This is a genomic window from Bacteroides sp. 51 (assembly GCF_010500965.1).
In the GTDB taxonomy this organism is placed as follows: Bacteria; Bacteroidota; Bacteroidia; order Bacteroidales; family Bacteroidaceae; genus Bacteroides.
In genome coordinates, this window is sequence record NZ_QVMI01000002.1 from 251,619 (window position 1) to 269,984 (window position 18,366).

Consider the following 18,366-nt stretch of genomic DNA (forward strand, 5'->3'; position numbering starts at 1 on the left):
GCAAAGTTTTTTAAGTATTTGTGAGTATCATCATCCTTTTTCTCGTATTTAGATAAAGTACTAATTAATCAACTATCTATTAATTAAATAAAACCATGAAAAAACAACTTCTTATTTCTTGCTTTGCGATGTTGGCGCTAACCGCATCGGCACAGAAAAATGAGTGGCAGGACCCAACGGTAAACGCCGTGAACAGAGCTCCGATGCACACCAATTATTTCGCTTATGAATCGGCCGAGACAGCAGCCAGAGGCATGAAAGAATCATCAAAGAACTTTATGACCCTGAACGGATTGTGGAAGTTTAATTGGGTGCGCAATGCCGATCAACGCCCGATGGATTTCTTCCAAACCAATTTTAATGATAAAGGTTGGGATAACATGAAAGTTCCTGCTGTATGGGAGCTGAATGGTTATGGCGATCCTCTTTATGTAAATACGGGCTATGCGTGGAGACATCAATTTCAAAATGATCCTCCCAGATTCCCAAACGAGAACAACCATGTAGGCTCCTATCGTAAAGAAATCGTTATTCCTGCCGACTGGAATGGGAAAGAAGTCTTTGCTCATTTCGGATCGGTGACTTCCAATATGTACCTATGGGTCAACGGTAAGTACGTGGGCTATAGCGAAGACAGTAAGCTGGAAGCCGAATTTAACCTGACAAAGTATCTTGAACCCGGCAAGAACCTCATTGCATTCCAGGTATTCCGCTGGTGCGATGGAACATACTTGGAAGATCAGGACTTCTTCCGCTTCTCGGGCGTAGGACGTGACTGTTATCTGTATGCCCGCAACAAACAATATATTCAGGATATCCGTGTAACGCCCGATCTGGATGCTGAGTATAAAGATGGTTCGCTGAACATTGCTATTCAGATGCAAGGCAGTGGAGTAGTGGATCTGGAACTGAAAGACGCCAAAGGCAATGCAGTTGCTACTGCTCAGGCTAAAGGTTCCGGCAGGCTGACTACCGATATGCAGGTCGCTAACCCCGCTAAGTGGACAGCCGAAACTCCTAATCTGTACGTACTGACTGCTACACTGAAAAACGGTAATAAAGTATCGGAAGTAATTCCCATTAAAGTGGGCTTCCGTAAAATAGAAATGAAGAATGCCCAGATCCTGGTAAACGGTCAGCCTGTTCTTTTCAAAGGGGCTAACCGCCACGAGATGGACCCAGACGAAGGATATGTGATCTCACGCGAACGTATGTTGCAGGATATTTTGATCATGAAGCAGTTTAATATCAATGCCGTGCGTACTTGCCACTATCCGGACAACAACCTGTGGTATGACCTTTGCGATGAATACGGTTTGTATGTTGTGGCTGAGGCGAATGTAGAATCGCATGGTATGGGATATGGCGATAAGACTCTGGCTAAAAATCCATCTTACGCCAAAGCGCATCTGGAACGCAATCAACGCAATGTTCAGCGCAGCTACAATCATCCTTCCGTAATCTTCTGGTCATTGGGTAATGAGGCTGGTTTCGGACCTAACTTCCTGGCTTGCTTCGATTGGATTCGTAATGACGATAAAACGCGCCCTGTACAGTATGAGCAGGATTATAAAGCAGAATATACAGATGTATACTGTCCGATGTATCAGAGCTATGAAGGAAATATCAAGTATCTTGAAAATAATCCGCGTGTGCCTTTGATCCAGTGCGAGTATGCTCATGCCATGGGAAACTCCCAGGGGGGATTCAAAGAATATTGGGATATTATCCGTAAATATCCTTCTTATCAGGGTGGGTTTATCTGGGACTTCGTAGACCAGTCTATCCGTTGGAAGAATAAAGATGGTATTGAAATCTACGGTTATGGCGGCGATTTTAACCCGTACGATGCAAGCGACCAGAACTTCTGCGATAACGGTCTGATCAGTCCCGACCGTGTTCCTAATCCGCACATGTATGAAGTTGGTCACATCTATCAGTTCATCTGGACTACTCCTGCCGATCTTGAAAATGGGGAGATCAATGTGTATAATGAAAACTTCTTCCGCGATCTTTCTGCCTATTATATGGAATGGCAGTTGCTGGCTAATGGCGAAGTGGTTCAGACCGGCATTGTGAACGACCTGAAGGTAGCTCCGCAACAAACTGCTAAGGTGAAACTGGATATCGCGAAGGAGAACATCTGCAAATGCAAAGAACTGCTTTTGAATGTAGCCTATAAATTAAAGAAAGGGGAGACTCTGCTTCCTGCCGGATATGTTGTAGCTAAGAATCAGATGACCGTTCGTCCGTATCAGGCACAGGCTTTGGAACTGAATAATGTTTCTGAAATGAATCAGGCTGTTGTTGCTCCTGTGGCGAAAGATAACGACCGGAACTATCTTATTGTAGAGGGCGAAACTTTTGTGCTTAACTTCGATAAGTGGAACGGATTCTTGTGCAAATATCAGGTGGATGGCCGCGAACTGATTAACGAAGGCGGACGACTGGCTCCTAATTTCTGGCGCGCTCCGACCGACAATGATTTTGGTGCCGGTCTGCAAAACAAATATCGTGTGTGGTTGAATCCGGAAATGAAACTGACTTCTTTGAAATATGAAGCGGCTGGTGAACTGGTTACGGTCAGAGCCGAATACGAGATGCCTGCCGTATCTGCAAAGCTGTCATTGACTTATGTCGTAAACAACAAGGGTACCCTGAAAGTGACTCAGAAGATGACTGCCGATAAATCGGCCACCGTTTCCGATATGTTCCGTTTCGGTATGCAGATGCAAATGCCGCAGGAGTTTGATAAGATTGACTATTATGGTCGTGGACCTATTGAGAATTATTCCGACCGGAATCATGTGACCGATTTGGGACGTTACCGTCAGACGGTGGCCGAACAGTTCTATTCCTATATCCGTCCGCAGGAAACCGGAACCAAAACGGATATCCGTTGGTGGAAACAGGTGAATACCGGTGGTTATGGTTTGCAGTTCGTTGGCGATGCCCCATTCTCGGCATCTGCATTGAACTATTCTATTGAATCTCTGGATGAGGGTACTCGTAAAATCCAACGCCATTCGCCCGAGGTTAAGCAGGTGGATTATACCAATCTGTGTATTGATAAAGCACAAATGGGGCTGGGCTGTGTAAATAGCTGGGGCGCATTGCCACTGGAACAATATCGTTTGCCGTATGGCGATTATGAGTTCAGCTTTATTATGAAACCGGTGAGGAATAAAGTGTTTTAGATTTACGATTTAAGGATTTACGATTTACGATTAGAGGTACTCTATTTTGTAGGGTTTTGAGTATTTGGGGTTGGTTTTACGTTATTTCAACCATCCACCCCCTGCCCCCGCCAGCGGGGGATAGGCTGCGCTACACAGTGTCTCCGCAAGGTATCCCCCGCTGGCGGGGGCAGGGGGTGGATTTGGCACAGTATAGAATTAACTCCTTTCCAATCCGTTCTGATTGTCTTGTTCAGCTTCAATGACCATCATATACCCACTTTGTTTCGCTATACATACGGTTTTTATCTTAAAAAAGTGTCACAAATCACGCAAACAGCGTAACTGCCTATTATCCAGAGGAAAATAGTTTATCATTCTAGCACAAAAGTCACATCCTAGTATCATAAGTGTCACTTATCAGCAAAAACTTCTACTGTTTATGTTTTCTACAGTAAGGGAAGCTGCACAGAGAAACCACTATATACTTCAGAGAAACCACTATATACCTCATTAACAACCGGACCAACCCTGAAAAGACCCGGGTGTATTCCTCCGAAAGACCCGGGTGTAATCGTGCAATACACCCGGGTCTTTCATACCCATACACCCGGGTCTTTTAGCGTTCTTTATACTAGCTGATTATTCTCTTTGCAGTACTATTCCGGAGTTAATCTTTACCTTTGGCAAACGATTGATAGCTGCACGCACGAACACGATTAATATCGTATTCATCCGTATCTTTACAAGCCGTGTGACTTGTGACATTAGCGTGCGACTTCTTCACAAAACTCCATCCCCTACAAGCCCCTTTTTATCGGCTTTTGGGAAGCCCGTGTCAGATATGACGCTTTTTTCGTGGAAAATCCTTATGTATACCGGGAAAGTAAACGGGATATACCTCAAATCTGCGTCGCCCTATACTCCTTCGGTGATATCCCTGTATGTTTCTTGAAATACCGTCCAAAGAAAGATTGATCCGGGAAGCGATAATACTCCGCTACCTCTTTTAATGACAGATTGGTGGTTTGTAGCGTCAGTTTTATTTCCAGTATAAGGAACTTATCGATAATTTCTTTCGCCGGACATTTGGCAATCTCCTGGCAGATGGCCGAAAGGTAACGTGTTGAAATACAAAGATGTTCCGCATAGAACGATACATCTCGTTGTTTGGCACAATGCGCACGGACCTCCCAGATGAACTTCTTAAATAATTGTCCTTTTCTTGTACTCCCTCCCAATTCGTGTTGGGGAAAGAAGCGTTGCATCTTATCGTAAGTGTTCAGAAAGAATATTTGAAGCAGATTTTGCGCAATATTATTTTTAAACCGGTTTTCTTTATCGGCATAAACGGAAGTTCCGAATTTGATCAAAGCCAGAATAGCTTCTATTACCCCCGGGTTGGTATGAGTATAACACGAAATCTCCTTAAGGCGTCCGATAAAGGCCGGTTCCAAACGGAAACTGGCAAGTCTCATCATCTCATCCGAATAAGCAAAGTAATGCACCGTAAAGTTCTTACTGGCCGATGTCAGCGACAGAACAGAGCCTGGCAATATAATGATATTCGTATTGGGAATGATATGATACTTTTCCAGATCTATCGTAATATCGGCCTCTCCACTACTGCAAAACATAAGTGCACCATTGATCATTTTTACCTGCCGCCCATGATAAAAAGACAGATTATCCTCTCCGGATCTAAACGTTTCTGTTTGCGTAGTTAATAATGGGTTCATATCGTCATCCTCCTGCTGGTCAATTAACACAAAGTTATAATAACTTTTCAAAAATTAAACCTTTTATTCCGAAAATGAACAAAGTGGTTCGAATTATGAACGGTGATAATGTTCAAAATCGGTATACCTTTGCAGCCGAAACTCAAAAATAGAAATTAGTTTTTAAGGATTGAAGTATGATTACGAAAAAGAGTATGATTGGACAGATGATGATAACCCTCATCTGTAGTGTAGTGTTAGTTTCATGCGGACAGGCACCTGTTGCACAAACTGGCCCGGCAGAGTATGCAGCGTTGAAGATTGCTACCTCTGACAAAGAATTGCAAACAACCTATTCCTCAACGATTCGCGGACAGCAAGACATTGACATTTATCCGCAAGTATCCGGTTTTTTGACCAGACTTCTGGTACAGGAAGGCCAGGCGGTACGCAAAGGACAAGTCCTGTTTGTTATCGATCAGGTTCCTTATCGCGCGGCTTTGCAAACAGCCGAAGCTAACGTAGAAGCAGCCCGTGCAGGTGTGGCTACCGCACAACTTACCTACGATAGCAAGAAGGAATTATTTGCACAAAAAGTGATTTCCGAATTTGACCTGCAAACATCTTATAATACGTTGTTGTCAGTGAAAGCGCAATTGGCGCAAGCCGAAGCACAACGTGTAAATGCAGCAAATAATTTGTCGTATACTGAAGTGAAAAGCCCATCGGATGGTGTGGTTGGCACATTGCCCTATCGTGTAGGTTCGCTGGTTAGCGCCAGTTTGCCTCGTCCGTTAACTACGGTTTCCGATAATGCCAGTATGTATGTATATTTTTCAATGACCGAAAACCAGTTGCTGGAACTAACGCGTCGTTACGGCTCTAAAGCAAAAGTGTTGGAAGAAATGCCTGCTATTACTTTACAGTTAAATGATAAATCAATTTATCCTTCACTGGGAAAGATTGAAACGATCAGCGGTATAATCGATCCCTCAACGGGGACAGTTAGCCTGCGTGCCGTTTTCCCAAACAAAGAAGGGCTATTGCAGAGTGGCGGATCGGGTAGTGTGATTGTGCCTGTTCAAAAACAGAACTGCATTGTTATTCCGCAAGCGGCCACTTATGAATTGCAAGATAAAGTATTCGTTTATAAGGTAATAGATGGAAAGGCGACTGCTACTCCGATACAAGTTACCCGCGTGAATGGTGGAAAAGAATACATCGTGGATAGTGGATTGAATGTAGGAGATGCTATCATCGTCGAAGGCGTTGGTCTGTTGCGTGATGGTACACCTGTGAGCATTAAAACAAAGGAGGGATAATCCATGAATTTAAGAATGTTTATTGAACGTCCGGTATTCTCGGCCGTAATCTCCATTGTGATTGTCATTTTGGGGCTTATCGGGCTGTTTACACTGCCAGTAGAGCAGTACCCGGATATTGCTCCGCCTACCGTAATGGTAAACGCCACTTACTATGGCGCCAGCGCGGAAACACTCCAAAAGAGTGTAATTGCTCCATTGGAAGAAGCGATCAATGGGGTAGAAGATATGACTTACATGACTTCATCGGCTTCAAATGCCGGTTCGGCCAGTATTACCATATATTTTAAACAAGGTATAAATGCCGATATGGCAGCCGTGAATGTGCAGAACCGTGTGTCCAGAGCAACGGGGCAGCTACCTGCCGAAGTTACCCAGGTGGGTGTAACAACCATGAAACGCCAGACCAGTATCTTGCAGATGTTTTCGCTCCATAGCCCGGACAACTCTTATGATGATAACTTCCTGGCAAACTATATTACGATCAACCTGAAACCACAAGTTCTTCGTATTGCCGGTGTAGGAGATATGATGATTATGGGGGGCGATTACAGTATGCGTGTTTGGATGAATCCTGCAATAATGGCCCAATACAAACTGATTCCGTCGGATGTGGCAGCCGCCCTTGCCGAACAGAACATTGAGGCTGCAACCGGTTCATTTGGTGAAAACTCAGGAGAAACCTACCAATATACAATGAAGTATAAAGGTCGTCTGATCACTCCCGAAGAGTTTGGCGAGATCGTTATACGTTCTACCGAAGATGGCGAAGTATTGAAACTGAAAGATGTTGCAAACATAGAATTAGGTAAAAGCTCATACGCTTATAAAGGTGGTTTGGATGGACATAACGGGGTTTCCTGTATGATATTCCAAACAGCCGGTTCTAATGCAACGGAGGTAAATAATAATATTGATGCTTTGATAGAGGAAGTAAAAAAAGACCTTCCAAGGGGTGTGGAGATTACCCAGGTGATGAGCTCGAACGACTTCTTATACGCATCTATTAATAAGGTAGTACAAACCTTGCTCGAAGCAATTCTGCTGGTTATTCTGGTGGTATATATATTCTTGCAGGACATCCGTTCCACACTTATTCCGTTGGTCGGGGTAGTTGTGTCACTGATCGGTACCTTTGCATTTATGTCTATAGCCGGATTCAGTATCAACCTGATCACGTTGTTTGCATTGATTCTTGTGATTGGTACGGTGGTGGACGACGCCATTATCGTCGTCGAGGCCGTGCAGGCGCGGTTCGACGTAGGGTATAAGTCCTCATACATGGCCAGTGTCGATGCCATGAAAGGTATCAGTAGTGCGGTTATCACCTCCTCACTGGTATTTATGGCGGTGTTTATTCCGGTATCCTTTATGAGTGGTACGTCCGGTACGTTCTACACCCAGTTTGGTTTGACTATGGCGGTTGCCGTAGGTATATCCGCGGTCAACGCGTTAACACTGAGTCCTGCACTTTGTGCCTTGTTGCTTAAACCTTACATCAACGAAGACGGTACAATGAAAAATAACTTTGCGGCTCGTTTCCGTAAAGCATTTAATGCCGCTTTCTCTGTGATAACAGAAAGATATAAAGACGCGGTATTGTTTTTCATCAAACACCGTTGGTTGGGCTGGTCTACTTTAGTTCTTTCCGTATTGCTCCTGGTATTCCTGATGAGAACTACAAAAACCAGTCTTGTTCCTGATGAAGACCAAGGTGTGTTATTTATAAATATCAGTACTGCTCCGGGTAGCTCACTGGCCACTACTGATGAGATTGTGCTTCGTGTAGAACAACGTTTGTATGATATACCGGAGGTACTACATGTTCAGAAGGTTTCGGGTTACGGTTTGTTGTCCGGTCAGGGTAACGCTTTCGGTATGATCGTTGTGAAGTTGAAGAACTGGGACGAACGTAAAAAGAAGGAGCAACAGGTACAAGCTGTTATCGGTCAGGTCTACGGACGGACTGCCGACATCAAGGATGCGCAGATATTTGCTATTGCTCCGGGTATGATACCGGGTTATGGTATGGGTAATGCATTGGATATGCACATGCAGGATAAAATGGGAGGCGATGTAAACACCTTCTTCCAAACCACCCAGCAGTATCTTGGTACACTAAACCAACGCCCTGAGATTGCAATGGCCTACTCAACTTTCGACGTGCGTTATCCGCAATGGATGGTCGAAGTAGATGCAGCTAAATGTAAACGTGCCGGTATTACTCCGAATGCAGTGTTAAGTACTCTCTCAGGATATTATGGCGGACAGTATGTTTCGGACTTTAACCGTTTCTCTCGTGTGTACAGGGTAATGATTCAAGCCGAACCTCAGTATCGTATGGATGAGTCTTCATTGGATAATACATTCGTGCGTATGGCAAATGGCGAAATGGCTCCTTTGAGTCAATTTATGACACTGACACGTGTGTATGGTGCTGAAACATTAAGCCGTTTCAATATGTATAACTCTATTCCCGTAAGTGCTATGCCTGCTCCGGGTTACAGTACAGGTGATGCTATCCGTGCAGTACAAGAGACAGCGGCAACATCTTTACCTACAGGTTATGGATATGATTTCGGTGGTATTACTCGTGAAGAGAACCAGCAAAGTGATACAACAATGATCATTTTTGCTATCTGTATTCTGATGATCTATTTGATTCTGAGTGCGCTTTATGAGAGTTTCATCCTTCCATTCTCTATTATCCTGGCTGTACCTGCCGGATTGATGGGTAGTTTCTTGTTTGCCAGGATCATGGGGCTGGAAAACAACATTTATCTGCAAACCGGGTTGATTATGTTGATCGGGCTGCTCTCCAAAACAGCAATTCTGATTACGGAGTATGCGGTTGAACGCCGGAAAGCAGGAATGGGACTTATTGCTGCGGCTGTAAGTGCAGCTAAAGCACGTTTCCGCGCCATCCTTATGACTGTATTAACCATGATCTTCGGTATGCTTCCACTGGTAATGGCCAGCGGGGTAGGAGCTAACGGTAACCGTTCATTGGGTACGGGTGTAGTTGGCGGTATGGTTGTAGGTACATTGGTGTTGCTCTTCATTGTTCCGTCTTTGTTCATCACTTTCCAATGGCTACAGGAACGTTTTGCGCCGGCACAGTCTAAGATTGTACCCGATTGGCAAATTGAGGAGGAAAAGAAGATTAGCCAGGAAGAAATCGAAAAACGTCGTGCGAAGAAAAACAAAAAGTAAGATGATGAAAAGAAATATAGTTCTATTGGCAGTTGTTGGTCTGCTGTTTAGCAGTTGCGGCATCTACAACAAATATAAACGTCCGGAGGTGGTTACCGACGGACTCTACGGACAGGATGTAGAGGTGGGAGACACCGCCTCTATCGCCTCGCTCCAGTGGCAGGAATTATTCACCGATCCGCAATTGCAGGCATTGATTACGGAAGCGCTGGAGAATAATACCGACCTGCAATCGGCTCAATGGCGTGTGAAAGAAGCAAAAGCTACATTGTCGGCTGCACGCCTGGCGTATCTTCCTTCTTTTATGCTGACTCCGCAAGGTGGTGTGAGCAGCTTTGACAAGTCGAAAGGTACCTGGACGTATACCGGTGTGGTGTCGGCTTCATGGGAGGTGGATATCTTTGGTAAACTAACCAATGCCAACCGCCGTTCCAAAGCGCTTTATCTTCAAAGCGTGGAGTATGAACAGGCGGTATTAACTTCGTTGATCGCCAACGTATCCAATCTTTACTATACATTATTAATGTTGGATGCTCAGTATGAGATATCTTCCGAAACTGCCGAAAAATGGCGTGAGAGTGTACGCACGATGCGTGCCATGAAAGCCGCAGGTATGACTACGGAGGCCGGAGTGGCTCAGACGGAAGCGAACAGCTTTGCAGTTGAATCTTCTGTACTCGACCTGAAACGTAGCATCCGTGAAACGGAGAATGCACTGTCTATTATATTAGGTAATGTACCCGGTTCCATTGCTCGTGGCAAGTTGGAGGGACAAACTTTCCCGGAAGAACTGACTGTTGGCGTTCCTTTGCAGTTGCTTGCCCGCCGTCCCGACGTGAAAGCGGCAGAGTTCTCGTTGGCATCGGCTTTTTACAGTACAAATTCTGCCCGTTCGGCCTTCTATCCTTCAATTACGTTGAGTGGAACAGGGGGATGGACAAACAGTGCCGGTGGCATGATTGTTAACCCGGGTAAGCTTTTGGCTACGGCTGTAGGTTCACTGACACAACCTTTGTTCAACAGAGGATTGAATGTGGCTCAGTTGAAGATTGCCCGTGCACAGCAGGAAGAGGCTAAACTGGCTTTCCAACAATCGCTGCTTAACGCGGGAAGTGAAGTGAACAATGCACTGACACAGGTGCAGACGGCACGTAACAAGACGGATTTACGCAACGGACAGATCAAGTCGCTGGAAACAGCCGTGCGCAGTACGGAACTGTTGATGCAACATGGTACTTCTAATTATCTGGAAGTACTTACCGCACAACAATCCCTGCTTTCTGCCCAGTTGCAGCAAACAGCCGATCGGTTGGATGAAATACAAGGAATTATCAATCTCTATCAAGCATTAGGCGGCGGTAGAGATAAATAATCATACTCTTTTTTTATTTCGTTTTCTTATAGTCCTCTTCTGGCTCTCCAATAATTTCGTGATGAAATATGAGACGGAAGGGGACTTTTTTATGTCCGAATTCTATATAAATGTTAAGCACGGGCATGGAATTCTTAAACCTTGTTACAAAAGCGTTGTTTTCGCACACAACGCTTGCAAATGCCGAAAAAGTCCGTATCTTTGCAATGTGTTTTTCATAGTATTAGATTTAAGGTTAACAAAGGTTGGGGTCAGGCGTGATCCCTTTTTTTATGCGGCAAGGTGCCACAAGCTGTTGTGCCATTTTTTTGCTTGAAAAGCTGTACTAATCCAATACTTGAAATATAATGTCCAAGAGAACGCTCTGTATTCTTTTTATAGCTGTGCTGCTGACAGCCTGTGGAGAGAAAGAAGTTACCTCCCTTAAACTTTGGTATGATAAACCTGCAAAAGAGTGGGTAGAGGCGTTGCCTTTGGGTAATGGCCGTCTGGGTGCTATGGTGTATGGCGGAATGAATGATGAACTGATTCAGCTGAATGATGGTTCGTTATGGTCCGGTGGTCCGCGGAAAGATAACGTGAATCCGGAAGCACATAAATACCTTCAACCCCTGCGCGAAGCCCTTTTTAAAGCAGACTATCAAAAAGCGAATGAGCTTTGCCGGAAGATGCAAGGCTATTTCTCGGAGAGCTACTTGCCTCTGGGCGACTTAATTATTCATCAGGAAATAGATACCACTAAAATAGAGGCATACTACCGCGACCTGTCCCTAAACCAAGCTGTAGCAACCACCCGCTTTAAGGTGGACGGGGTAGAGTACACCCGCGAGCTTTTCATCTCTTCGCCCGATAGCGCGATGGTGGTACGCTTTACTGCCGACAAACCGGAGGTATTGAATCTGACGTTTGGGCTTCATAGTGTATTGCGTCATGCGGTAACAGCCTCAGGAAACGATCAGTTGGTGATGCGTGGAAAAGTCCCTGCGAGGGTCGATCCCAGCTACTATAATCCGGAGTTCAGGGACCCCGTATCTAATGAAGATGCTGACGGGTGCGACGGTACCCGCTTTCAGACTAACCTCAAAGTACTGTCGGCTGATGGAAATGTAACCACAACAGATTCGGAATTGCATATAAAGAATGCCTCTGAGGTTGTTTTGCTTTTAACTGCTGCAACCAGTTTTAATGGTTTCGACAAGTGCCCCGATAGTGAAGGTAAAAATGAAACGCAGATAGCCGACCGGCGTCTGGCTGAGGCTGCAAGCAAGGATTATGCAACGCTAAAGAAAAATCATATAGTAGACCATACAGCCTTGTTCGACCGCGTATCTATTGATCTGGGCAAGAGTAATCCGGACCGGGAGTTACTGCCCTCTGATAAACGCTTGAAAGCACATACCGAAGGAGCGGAAGACCCAGAACTGGAAGCGTTGTATTTTCAATATGGACGTTATCTGTTAATCGCCTGTTCTCGTCCGGGGGGTACACCTGCCAATCTTCAAGGCATCTGGAACAAAGAATTGCGTGCTCCGTGGAGTTCCAACTTCACCATCAATATCAATACGGAAATGAACTACTGGCCGGCAGAGGTGACCAACCTCTCCGAACTACACGAACCTTTGTTGAACTGGATCGGCGATTTGTCAAAGTCCGGTGCAAAGACAGCTAAGGAATACTACAACGCCCGCGGGTGGGTGGCTCACCACAATTCGGACATCTGGGGATTGAGCAATGCCGTTGGCGATATTGGAAACGGTGATCCGGTCTGGGCAAATTGGTATATGGGCGGACATTGGTTGTGCCAGCATTTGTGGGAGCATTATAGCTTTACGGGCGATAAAGAATACCTTGCCGAAAAAGCATATCCGGTAATGAAAGAAGCCGCCATGTTCTGCTTCGATTGGTTGGTAGAGAAAGATGGATACCTGGTTACCGCTCCGTCAACCTCTCCCGAAAACCTGTTTGTGGCTAATGGAAAGAATCATGCCGTAACCGTGGCTTCAACCATGGATATGTCTATCATTTGGGACCTGTTTACCAATCTGATCGAAGCCTCCGAGGTACTTCAAATCGACGAAGATTTCCGTAACCAACTGGCAGATATGAAGTCACGCTTGTATCCGCTTAAAATCGGAAGCCGTGGACAGTTGCAGGAGTGGGATAAGGACTTTGTCGAACAAGACCCGCATCACCGCCACGTATCCCATCTCTTCGGATTGCATCCGGGCCGGCAAATTTCCTTGTTGAATGAAGATTCCCGCTTTGCTGAGGCATGCCGCAAAACATTAGAGATACGCGGCGATGAAGGGACTGGTTGGAGCAAAGGTTGGAAAATCAACTTCTGGGCTCGCCTGTTGGATGGAGATCATGCCTATACTATGATTCGCGATATTATGCGGTTTGTAGATGCCTCCGGCACAAGCTCCGTTGGCGGTGGCACTTATCCGAACTTCTTCGATGCCCATCCGCCATTCCAGATTGATGGTAATTTCGGCGCTACGGCAGGAATTGCCGAGATGCTTTTGCAAAGCCACTTAGGTGAAATCCATTTATTGCCTGCGCACCCCAAAGTTTGGCAAAAAGGCGGAGTTAAAGGATTACGCGCCCGTGGAGGTTTTGAAGTAGATATCGACTGGAATGAAGGGCAACTGGAAAGAGCCGCCATTCAATCGCTGAATGGTAATCCGTGTACCATTCGTACAACTATTCCGGTTTCAATCTCTTCCGCAAAAAACATACAAGAGCAGCAGCAAGATGGCTATTACCTTTATACTTTCCCAACAGAAAGTGGTAAGACTTATAAGTTGACTGCTAAGAAATAATATGGATAGAAGGAAAAGGGCTGAATGCCCGGCTGGATGCTGATAATATGACGATAACACTATTGGGAAGAGCCGTGGTATAAAACATAATGGTCTACAATGACAGACAATAGAATGCCTGCCGTGTAGCATAACATGTCTGTCCACAGGAATCCATGACCCAGAATTAATGCGCCTAACGTTGTGTTTCGTATTGCATTGATCCAGTCGGCCTGGTACAGTTGGCTGATTTCTATGCAATATGAGAACAATAGTGCTCCTATGGCTACCTTTAGAATAGATGTCGTGGGGAAGAGGATACGTAACCCGAAGTATACCATAGCTGCCCAAAGCGTATCGCCGGAATAAACCGCGACGAACCCGGGTAGTACGTTGCCGTATTTCCTGGAAGCAAGGCCTAACAATACAATAATAAGGGTGACGACTAAATAAATCCCTCTACGTTTATATTTCATCTTCTTTTTATTTCTTTCTTAGTCATTTCTTTCTGTTCCAGTTCTTTAGAGGATACGGCTTTGTACTTCTTTGATCGGTCCAGTTTTATATTTCCCTGGTCTGTTGCATACACCGGATTGTAGTAAATGTACAGGAAAGAAGATGATTTACGGTCATCAGGGTCATAGTCGGGATTGATTACCGGATAGTAAACCCCCAATTTGAGTTGATAATCTCCTTTGGTTGCATTTTGCTGCCCGGATAATCCCAAAGGGGTGCCAGGGTAGACTATGTCTCCTTCGGAAACCATAAAACTTCCTTTCTCGAAGATGTCATATTTACAGATTGTGCCATCAATGTGTTCAATTGTAATTGAATTTGCTTTGGAGGTATAACTCACTCTTTCTTCCCGTTCCATCGGATCGAAGCTATCCTGTATTTTAACCACTTCTCCTTTTCGTACGGCGAATATTGTATCTCCTTTCTCTAAATGGAATTGGAGAGCAGTCCATTTTATGTTTCTGTTTCTGTTAAGATATCGTTGATCGACGTTGTACAGGTAGTTAATCTGTACAGGCTCGGCTCTGTTTGTACTATAAGGAAGACGGTAAACGAAAGCACTATCCACATTTCTGGGTTCATAACCCATAGTATACGAATAGTTGTATCTACAGTTGATTGGCTGCCTGGGATCGGCGGGGGTAATTTTAAGTATATTACCCGAGTTTTTTACAACCTTGAGTAAGGTTGCAGGCTCACTCATGTTTTCTTGTTTAAGGAACCTGATCACTACACTATAACTCCCTGGCTTGTTTAAGGTTGCCCCTATATTGAACGTTTCTTTTTCTCCGGTTTTTTCTCTTTCACTTCTGAGTTCGACGGCAGGCTCTTCTCTTGTTTGAGCGTATGTGTAAATGGAGAATGTGGCATAACAGGCCAGTAAGATTATTCTTAGAATAGGATTCATTAGTCTATTGTTTTATATATTGGATGCAGAGTTAGTGATTTTTTCTCTCTTTTCAAAAAAACAAAGCAAAAGATGTCTCCAATGAGCTATATTAAAGTGATTTATGCTAGGAATTCAACGTAAATTAATAGTATAAAGACTAAATTACCTTAACCGGTAATTGTCGAATGCATTTGTCTCCGTATCTTGCAGCCCTTAAAAGAAAATTGATATGATAGGAAGATTATTAATGTATCTGGTTCCGGGATTATTGGTAGCAGATATCTACATAGACCTCCTTTTCCTGAATATGGTGACCTGCCCGGGGCTATGAAGGGTACGGAGAACACAAGCTTTAAGTTACTGTTAAGCCATGATCCCAGCCATTGGCGCAGGGAAGTATTGGATACAGATGTAGACCTTATGCTGGCCGGACACACCCATGCCACCCAGTTTGCTGTTGGAAGATTGTCCTTTGCTGCTCTTGCTTATGACGAGTGGGGCGGCTTGTACAAAGAAGGAAATCAAGGGTTATATGTCAATGTAGGCGTAGGATATGTTATGTTCCCATTCCGCTTTGGAGCATGGCCGGAAATAACGGTTATTTCACTTCGTCCCACGAATGTTTGACCACTACAGGTGGCGTTTGTGGTATGAACGCCCGTGCAGCAGCCCTGCTCGCCTGTTTCTGACGGATAGCGTTAGCGGAAGCTGTACGGTTGATGGCATCATAAGCAACAAAGTCTTCATAATTATATAACCACCTTTCACCATTGGCCAGTTTATGCATACGGTAGTAGATTGCTTCACGCGAAGGGGCGTTGAATCCACCTACATTATGACGCATAATGCTATGCTCTGTTGGGCGGTAAGCTTTTGTCCAATAGGTGCATGCTCCTTCGTAAGTACCTAAACCATCATATTGATAACGAGGGTCTGATAGGAATTTAGCCCACTTCACCTGCTCACGATTGTTTGTAAAGTCAACATTCTTCCACCAGCCGTAAGGTTCTAGTGGTTTATAGCTTTCGTTAATCTCTCTATCTGATATTGCACCTTGAGACTGATAAGCATATTCGTCGGCTAGTTTGGCAAAGCCATGACCGCAGGCTTCATGATGCAGCAACTGTTCCAATGTTTCATCATTGTCGCCGATTGGGAAATAAGCAATTGAAGGCCCCTGGCTATAGTCCAGATCTGCGGCTTTGGGGTAATACATATAACAAGTACCGGCATAATTAGTCGAATTCATCATGACGATAATGAGTACTTCATCCATGCGGTTATAAGAAACGGCTCTTTGTGCATAAGCAAAACATTTATTGTCATTACCGCTAACGAGTGTACCTCCACCGAACTCTCCTTCCAACCCTGTACGGCTACCTTCATCGTAATCTTCATTCTCGGAAACGACATTAACCATATAGACGTTGAATAGGTTGCGGAAGGATTTAAAGGGCTCTTCAGTAAAGCATTTCTCCATCGCTTTCCTCATTATTTGTTCATACGTACCATTGGCGATCAACCGGTCTGAGAATGCATCACCCATCAGTACGATGTCAATTCCATTTCCTACGGTTGCCTCCTGTAAGGTTATAAATTTGCCATCGGCCGAATAGTCGGTCGAGATGTAAGCGCTTGCCCCCTCTTGTTTTATAGTGATTGTTTGTTTAAGTTCTCCTTTTGATATGGTAATTGTACCCGAGCGTTCGTTTTTACTGTTTTGTGGCGCAATGGTGAAACGCAGTGTCGTTGCTGCCAGTGCGCGCGTGGTGATTGGGGTAATCCAGTTTCTGGATGCTACGTCGATAGTCACGTCAAAGTCAATATTGTGTTCTACTTCGAGCGTCAATGTACCGCCATATTGGTCGAACCCGTATTCTGGTTTAGTGACAATGATTGCATCTTTCTGGGCCTGTGTAATGGTTACTTCCTCGCTTTTGGTTGTGGTACTGAAAACGAGTGAAGTGGTACGGCTGTCGTAGGTTTCGTTCGGACTGATGTCATAATACTTAGTATAAGCCGATGCCCCGCGTGTGGTAGATTCTTTGATCCAACCTACGTCCGGCATTTTGACTGTATACTCTGTATTGCTTCGAACTTCGACTTGAATTGTTGTACCGGCATCGGATACGGCGTACTCTTTTTGTGTGATCACCAATACTTCACCGCCTGCCTGGTAAATCTTCACTGTTTCGGATAAATCTCCCGAAGAGATGACGATCTGTCCCTCGCGGCTGTTTGCCTCTTCGCTGGCATCAATCTTGAATCGTAGTTTTGATGTGGTAAGGGCACGTGTCTTGTTTTGATGAATCCACTCAGGGTTCTTAATGTCGACTGTAAAATCGACATTTGCCTTTACCTCGACTTCGATTTCTTCGCCATCCATAGCTACTTCGTAGCGCGATTGGGTAATAAGTATGGCGTTTTTCTTTTTCTGGGTAACTGTAACATACTTCTGTATATCGCCACTAACTATTTTGATATAACCACTCCGGTCGTCGTACCCGTCATTCTCTTCTTTGATGGAAACGGTTAACGTCTGCGTTCCTGCTCCGCCGCTTTTAGGTGATACATCGAACCATGACGGTGTGGCACGCGTATCGCTTGTTGTGATTTGCCATGCCGCGTTGGTGGTAAACGAAACTGTAGTGCTTCCTGTACCTGTTTCGGGCAATGTAACTGCTGATTCACCACCGATGATTTCGATAACCGGAGCTTTTTCCGGCTCAGATTTGTCGTCACTGCAACTTACCAGAAACAGAGCCATGCATAGGGGCAGTATAAGGAGTAGTCGTTTTTTCATTGATTTAAATTTTGAGTATAAGAGCCTGTTTAAATTTTCCACAGAATAATTATTATATGTTGCTTTCGTTTTTTCTTTAGCGCTCTTTTTGTCTGTTTCTTCTCTTTTCGCGGTTCAAANTTCGCGGTTCAAATAGCCCGCTATTCTCACCTTAAAAAGAAAACAAACAGCCTAAAAACAGCACTAAATAAAAGAACGAGCAAAATTTAAACAGGCTCTAATATTCTTTAAGAAGAATTCAAAACAGGGTATAAAGTTAGGAAAAAAGACTTAATATGCAATCCTTCCAATCCGTTATTCCTGATTAAACACTGTTCAAATTTGGTCCGGACCATTGATATAAATGGCCGGATGATTTATAGTAAAAGGTCGGATGATTTATAGTCGATCATCCGACCCTTTCCTGCAATCAAAATAAAAACGTCTTTGTCATCGTCCACTTGCACAATTCTACAAACCTGTATGTTCTTGCTTATATTACTTTCGCATTGATAATTATAAATAACAATTATGAAAAAAGATCAAAAACAAAAAGGAAGTAAAAACGTCACAGTGA

9 protein-coding genes and 1 pseudogene are annotated in these 18,366 nt (G+C 44.4%); 6 read left to right on the forward strand and 4 right to left on the reverse strand.

The features are described from left to right. Positions 1-95 precede the first annotated feature (95 nt). The gene (locus tag D0T87_RS03075) at positions 96-3,197 is read left to right on the forward strand and encodes a glycoside hydrolase family 2 TIM barrel-domain containing protein (RefSeq protein WP_163172715.1); all 3,102 of its coding nucleotides are present in this window, start codon (positions 96-98) and stop codon (positions 3,195-3,197) included. 881 nt (positions 3,198-4,078) lie between these two features. Here the strand turns inward: D0T87_RS03075 and D0T87_RS03080 are convergent. Beyond that, positions 4,079-4,966: an AraC family transcriptional regulator gene (locus D0T87_RS03080; protein ID WP_239063439.1), complete on the reverse strand. Its 888-nt coding sequence runs from the start codon at positions 4,964-4,966 to the stop codon at positions 4,079-4,081. A gap of 143 nt (positions 4,967-5,109) precedes the next feature. On the opposite strand from D0T87_RS03080, the gene D0T87_RS03085 reads away from it, so the two are divergent. From D0T87_RS03085 to D0T87_RS03100, 4 genes are all read left to right on the forward strand, one after another. Beyond that, on the forward strand, positions 5,110-6,216 hold the full coding sequence (locus tag D0T87_RS03085) for an efflux RND transporter periplasmic adaptor subunit (RefSeq protein WP_370526814.1): 1,107 nt from the start codon (positions 5,110-5,112) through the stop codon (positions 6,214-6,216). A 3-nt stretch (positions 6,217-6,219) separates the two neighbouring features. Beyond that, positions 6,220-9,429, forward strand: coding sequence for an efflux RND transporter permease subunit (locus tag D0T87_RS03090; protein ID WP_163172719.1), 3,210 nt, complete (start codon positions 6,220-6,222; stop codon positions 9,427-9,429). A 4-nt stretch (positions 9,430-9,433) separates the two neighbouring features. Continuing rightward, positions 9,434-10,801: a TolC family protein gene (locus D0T87_RS03095; RefSeq protein ID WP_163172864.1), complete on the forward strand. Its 1,368-nt coding sequence runs from the start codon at positions 9,434-9,436 to the stop codon at positions 10,799-10,801. A 347-nt stretch (positions 10,802-11,148) separates the two neighbouring features. Then, positions 11,149-13,623 (forward strand): glycoside hydrolase N-terminal domain-containing protein, encoded by a 2,475-nt coding sequence (locus D0T87_RS03100; protein ID WP_163172721.1) that lies wholly within the window; start codon positions 11,149-11,151, stop codon positions 13,621-13,623. Positions 13,624-13,682: 59 nt separating this feature from the next. Here the strand turns inward: D0T87_RS03100 and D0T87_RS03105 are convergent, their stop codons facing one another. Together D0T87_RS03105 and D0T87_RS03110 are read right to left on the reverse strand one after the other, a co-directional pair. Continuing rightward, positions 13,683-14,078 carry a DUF2809 domain-containing protein gene (locus D0T87_RS03105; RefSeq protein WP_163172723.1) on the reverse strand — a complete coding sequence of 132 codons (396 nt, stop codon included), beginning with the start codon at positions 14,076-14,078 and terminating at the stop codon, positions 13,683-13,685. Next, entirely contained in the window at positions 14,075-15,025 is a 951-nt protein-coding gene (locus tag D0T87_RS03110; RefSeq protein WP_163172725.1) for a peptidoglycan DD-metalloendopeptidase family protein, read from the reverse strand. The genes D0T87_RS03105 and D0T87_RS03110 overlap by 4 nt, the downstream gene beginning before the upstream one ends. A 270-nt stretch (positions 15,026-15,295) precedes the next feature. Here D0T87_RS03110 and D0T87_RS03115 point away from each other — a divergent pair. Beyond that, positions 15,296-15,634 (forward strand): annotated as a pseudogene (locus tag D0T87_RS03115) (metallophosphoesterase); the annotation flags it as partial. On the opposite strand, the gene D0T87_RS03120 reads toward D0T87_RS03115, so the two are convergent. Further along, entirely contained in the window at positions 15,606-17,810 is a 2,205-nt protein-coding gene (locus D0T87_RS03120; RefSeq protein WP_163172727.1) for a BACON domain-containing protein, read from the reverse strand. The pseudogene D0T87_RS03115 and the gene D0T87_RS03120 sit on opposite strands and share 29 nt — an antisense overlap. Between the last annotated feature and the right edge of the window lie 556 nt (positions 17,811-18,366).

Excerpts from the sequence above, each read along its gene's own strand:
- D0T87_RS03085 (WP_370526814.1), top strand. The coding sequence starts at position 5,110 with ATGATTGGACAGATGATGATAACCCTCATCTGTAGTGTAGTGTTAGTT.
- D0T87_RS03110 (WP_163172725.1), bottom strand. The coding sequence starts at position 15,025 with ATGAATCCTATTCTAAGAATAATCTTACTGGCCTGTTATGCCACATTC.
- D0T87_RS03120 (WP_163172727.1), bottom strand. The coding sequence starts at position 17,810 with ATGAAAAAACGACTACTCCTTATACTGCCCCTATGCATGGCTCTGTTT.
- D0T87_RS03075 (WP_163172715.1), top strand. The coding sequence starts at position 96 with ATGAAAAAACAACTTCTTATTTCTTGCTTTGCGATGTTGGCGCTAACC.
- D0T87_RS03100 (WP_163172721.1), top strand. The coding sequence starts at position 11,149 with ATGTCCAAGAGAACGCTCTGTATTCTTTTTATAGCTGTGCTGCTGACA.
- D0T87_RS03090 (WP_163172719.1), top strand. The coding sequence starts at position 6,220 with ATGAATTTAAGAATGTTTATTGAACGTCCGGTATTCTCGGCCGTAATC.
- D0T87_RS03095 (WP_163172864.1), top strand. The coding sequence starts at position 9,434 with ATGAAAAGAAATATAGTTCTATTGGCAGTTGTTGGTCTGCTGTTTAGC.
- D0T87_RS03105 (WP_163172723.1), bottom strand. The coding sequence starts at position 14,078 with ATGAAATATAAACGTAGAGGGATTTATTTAGTCGTCACCCTTATTATT.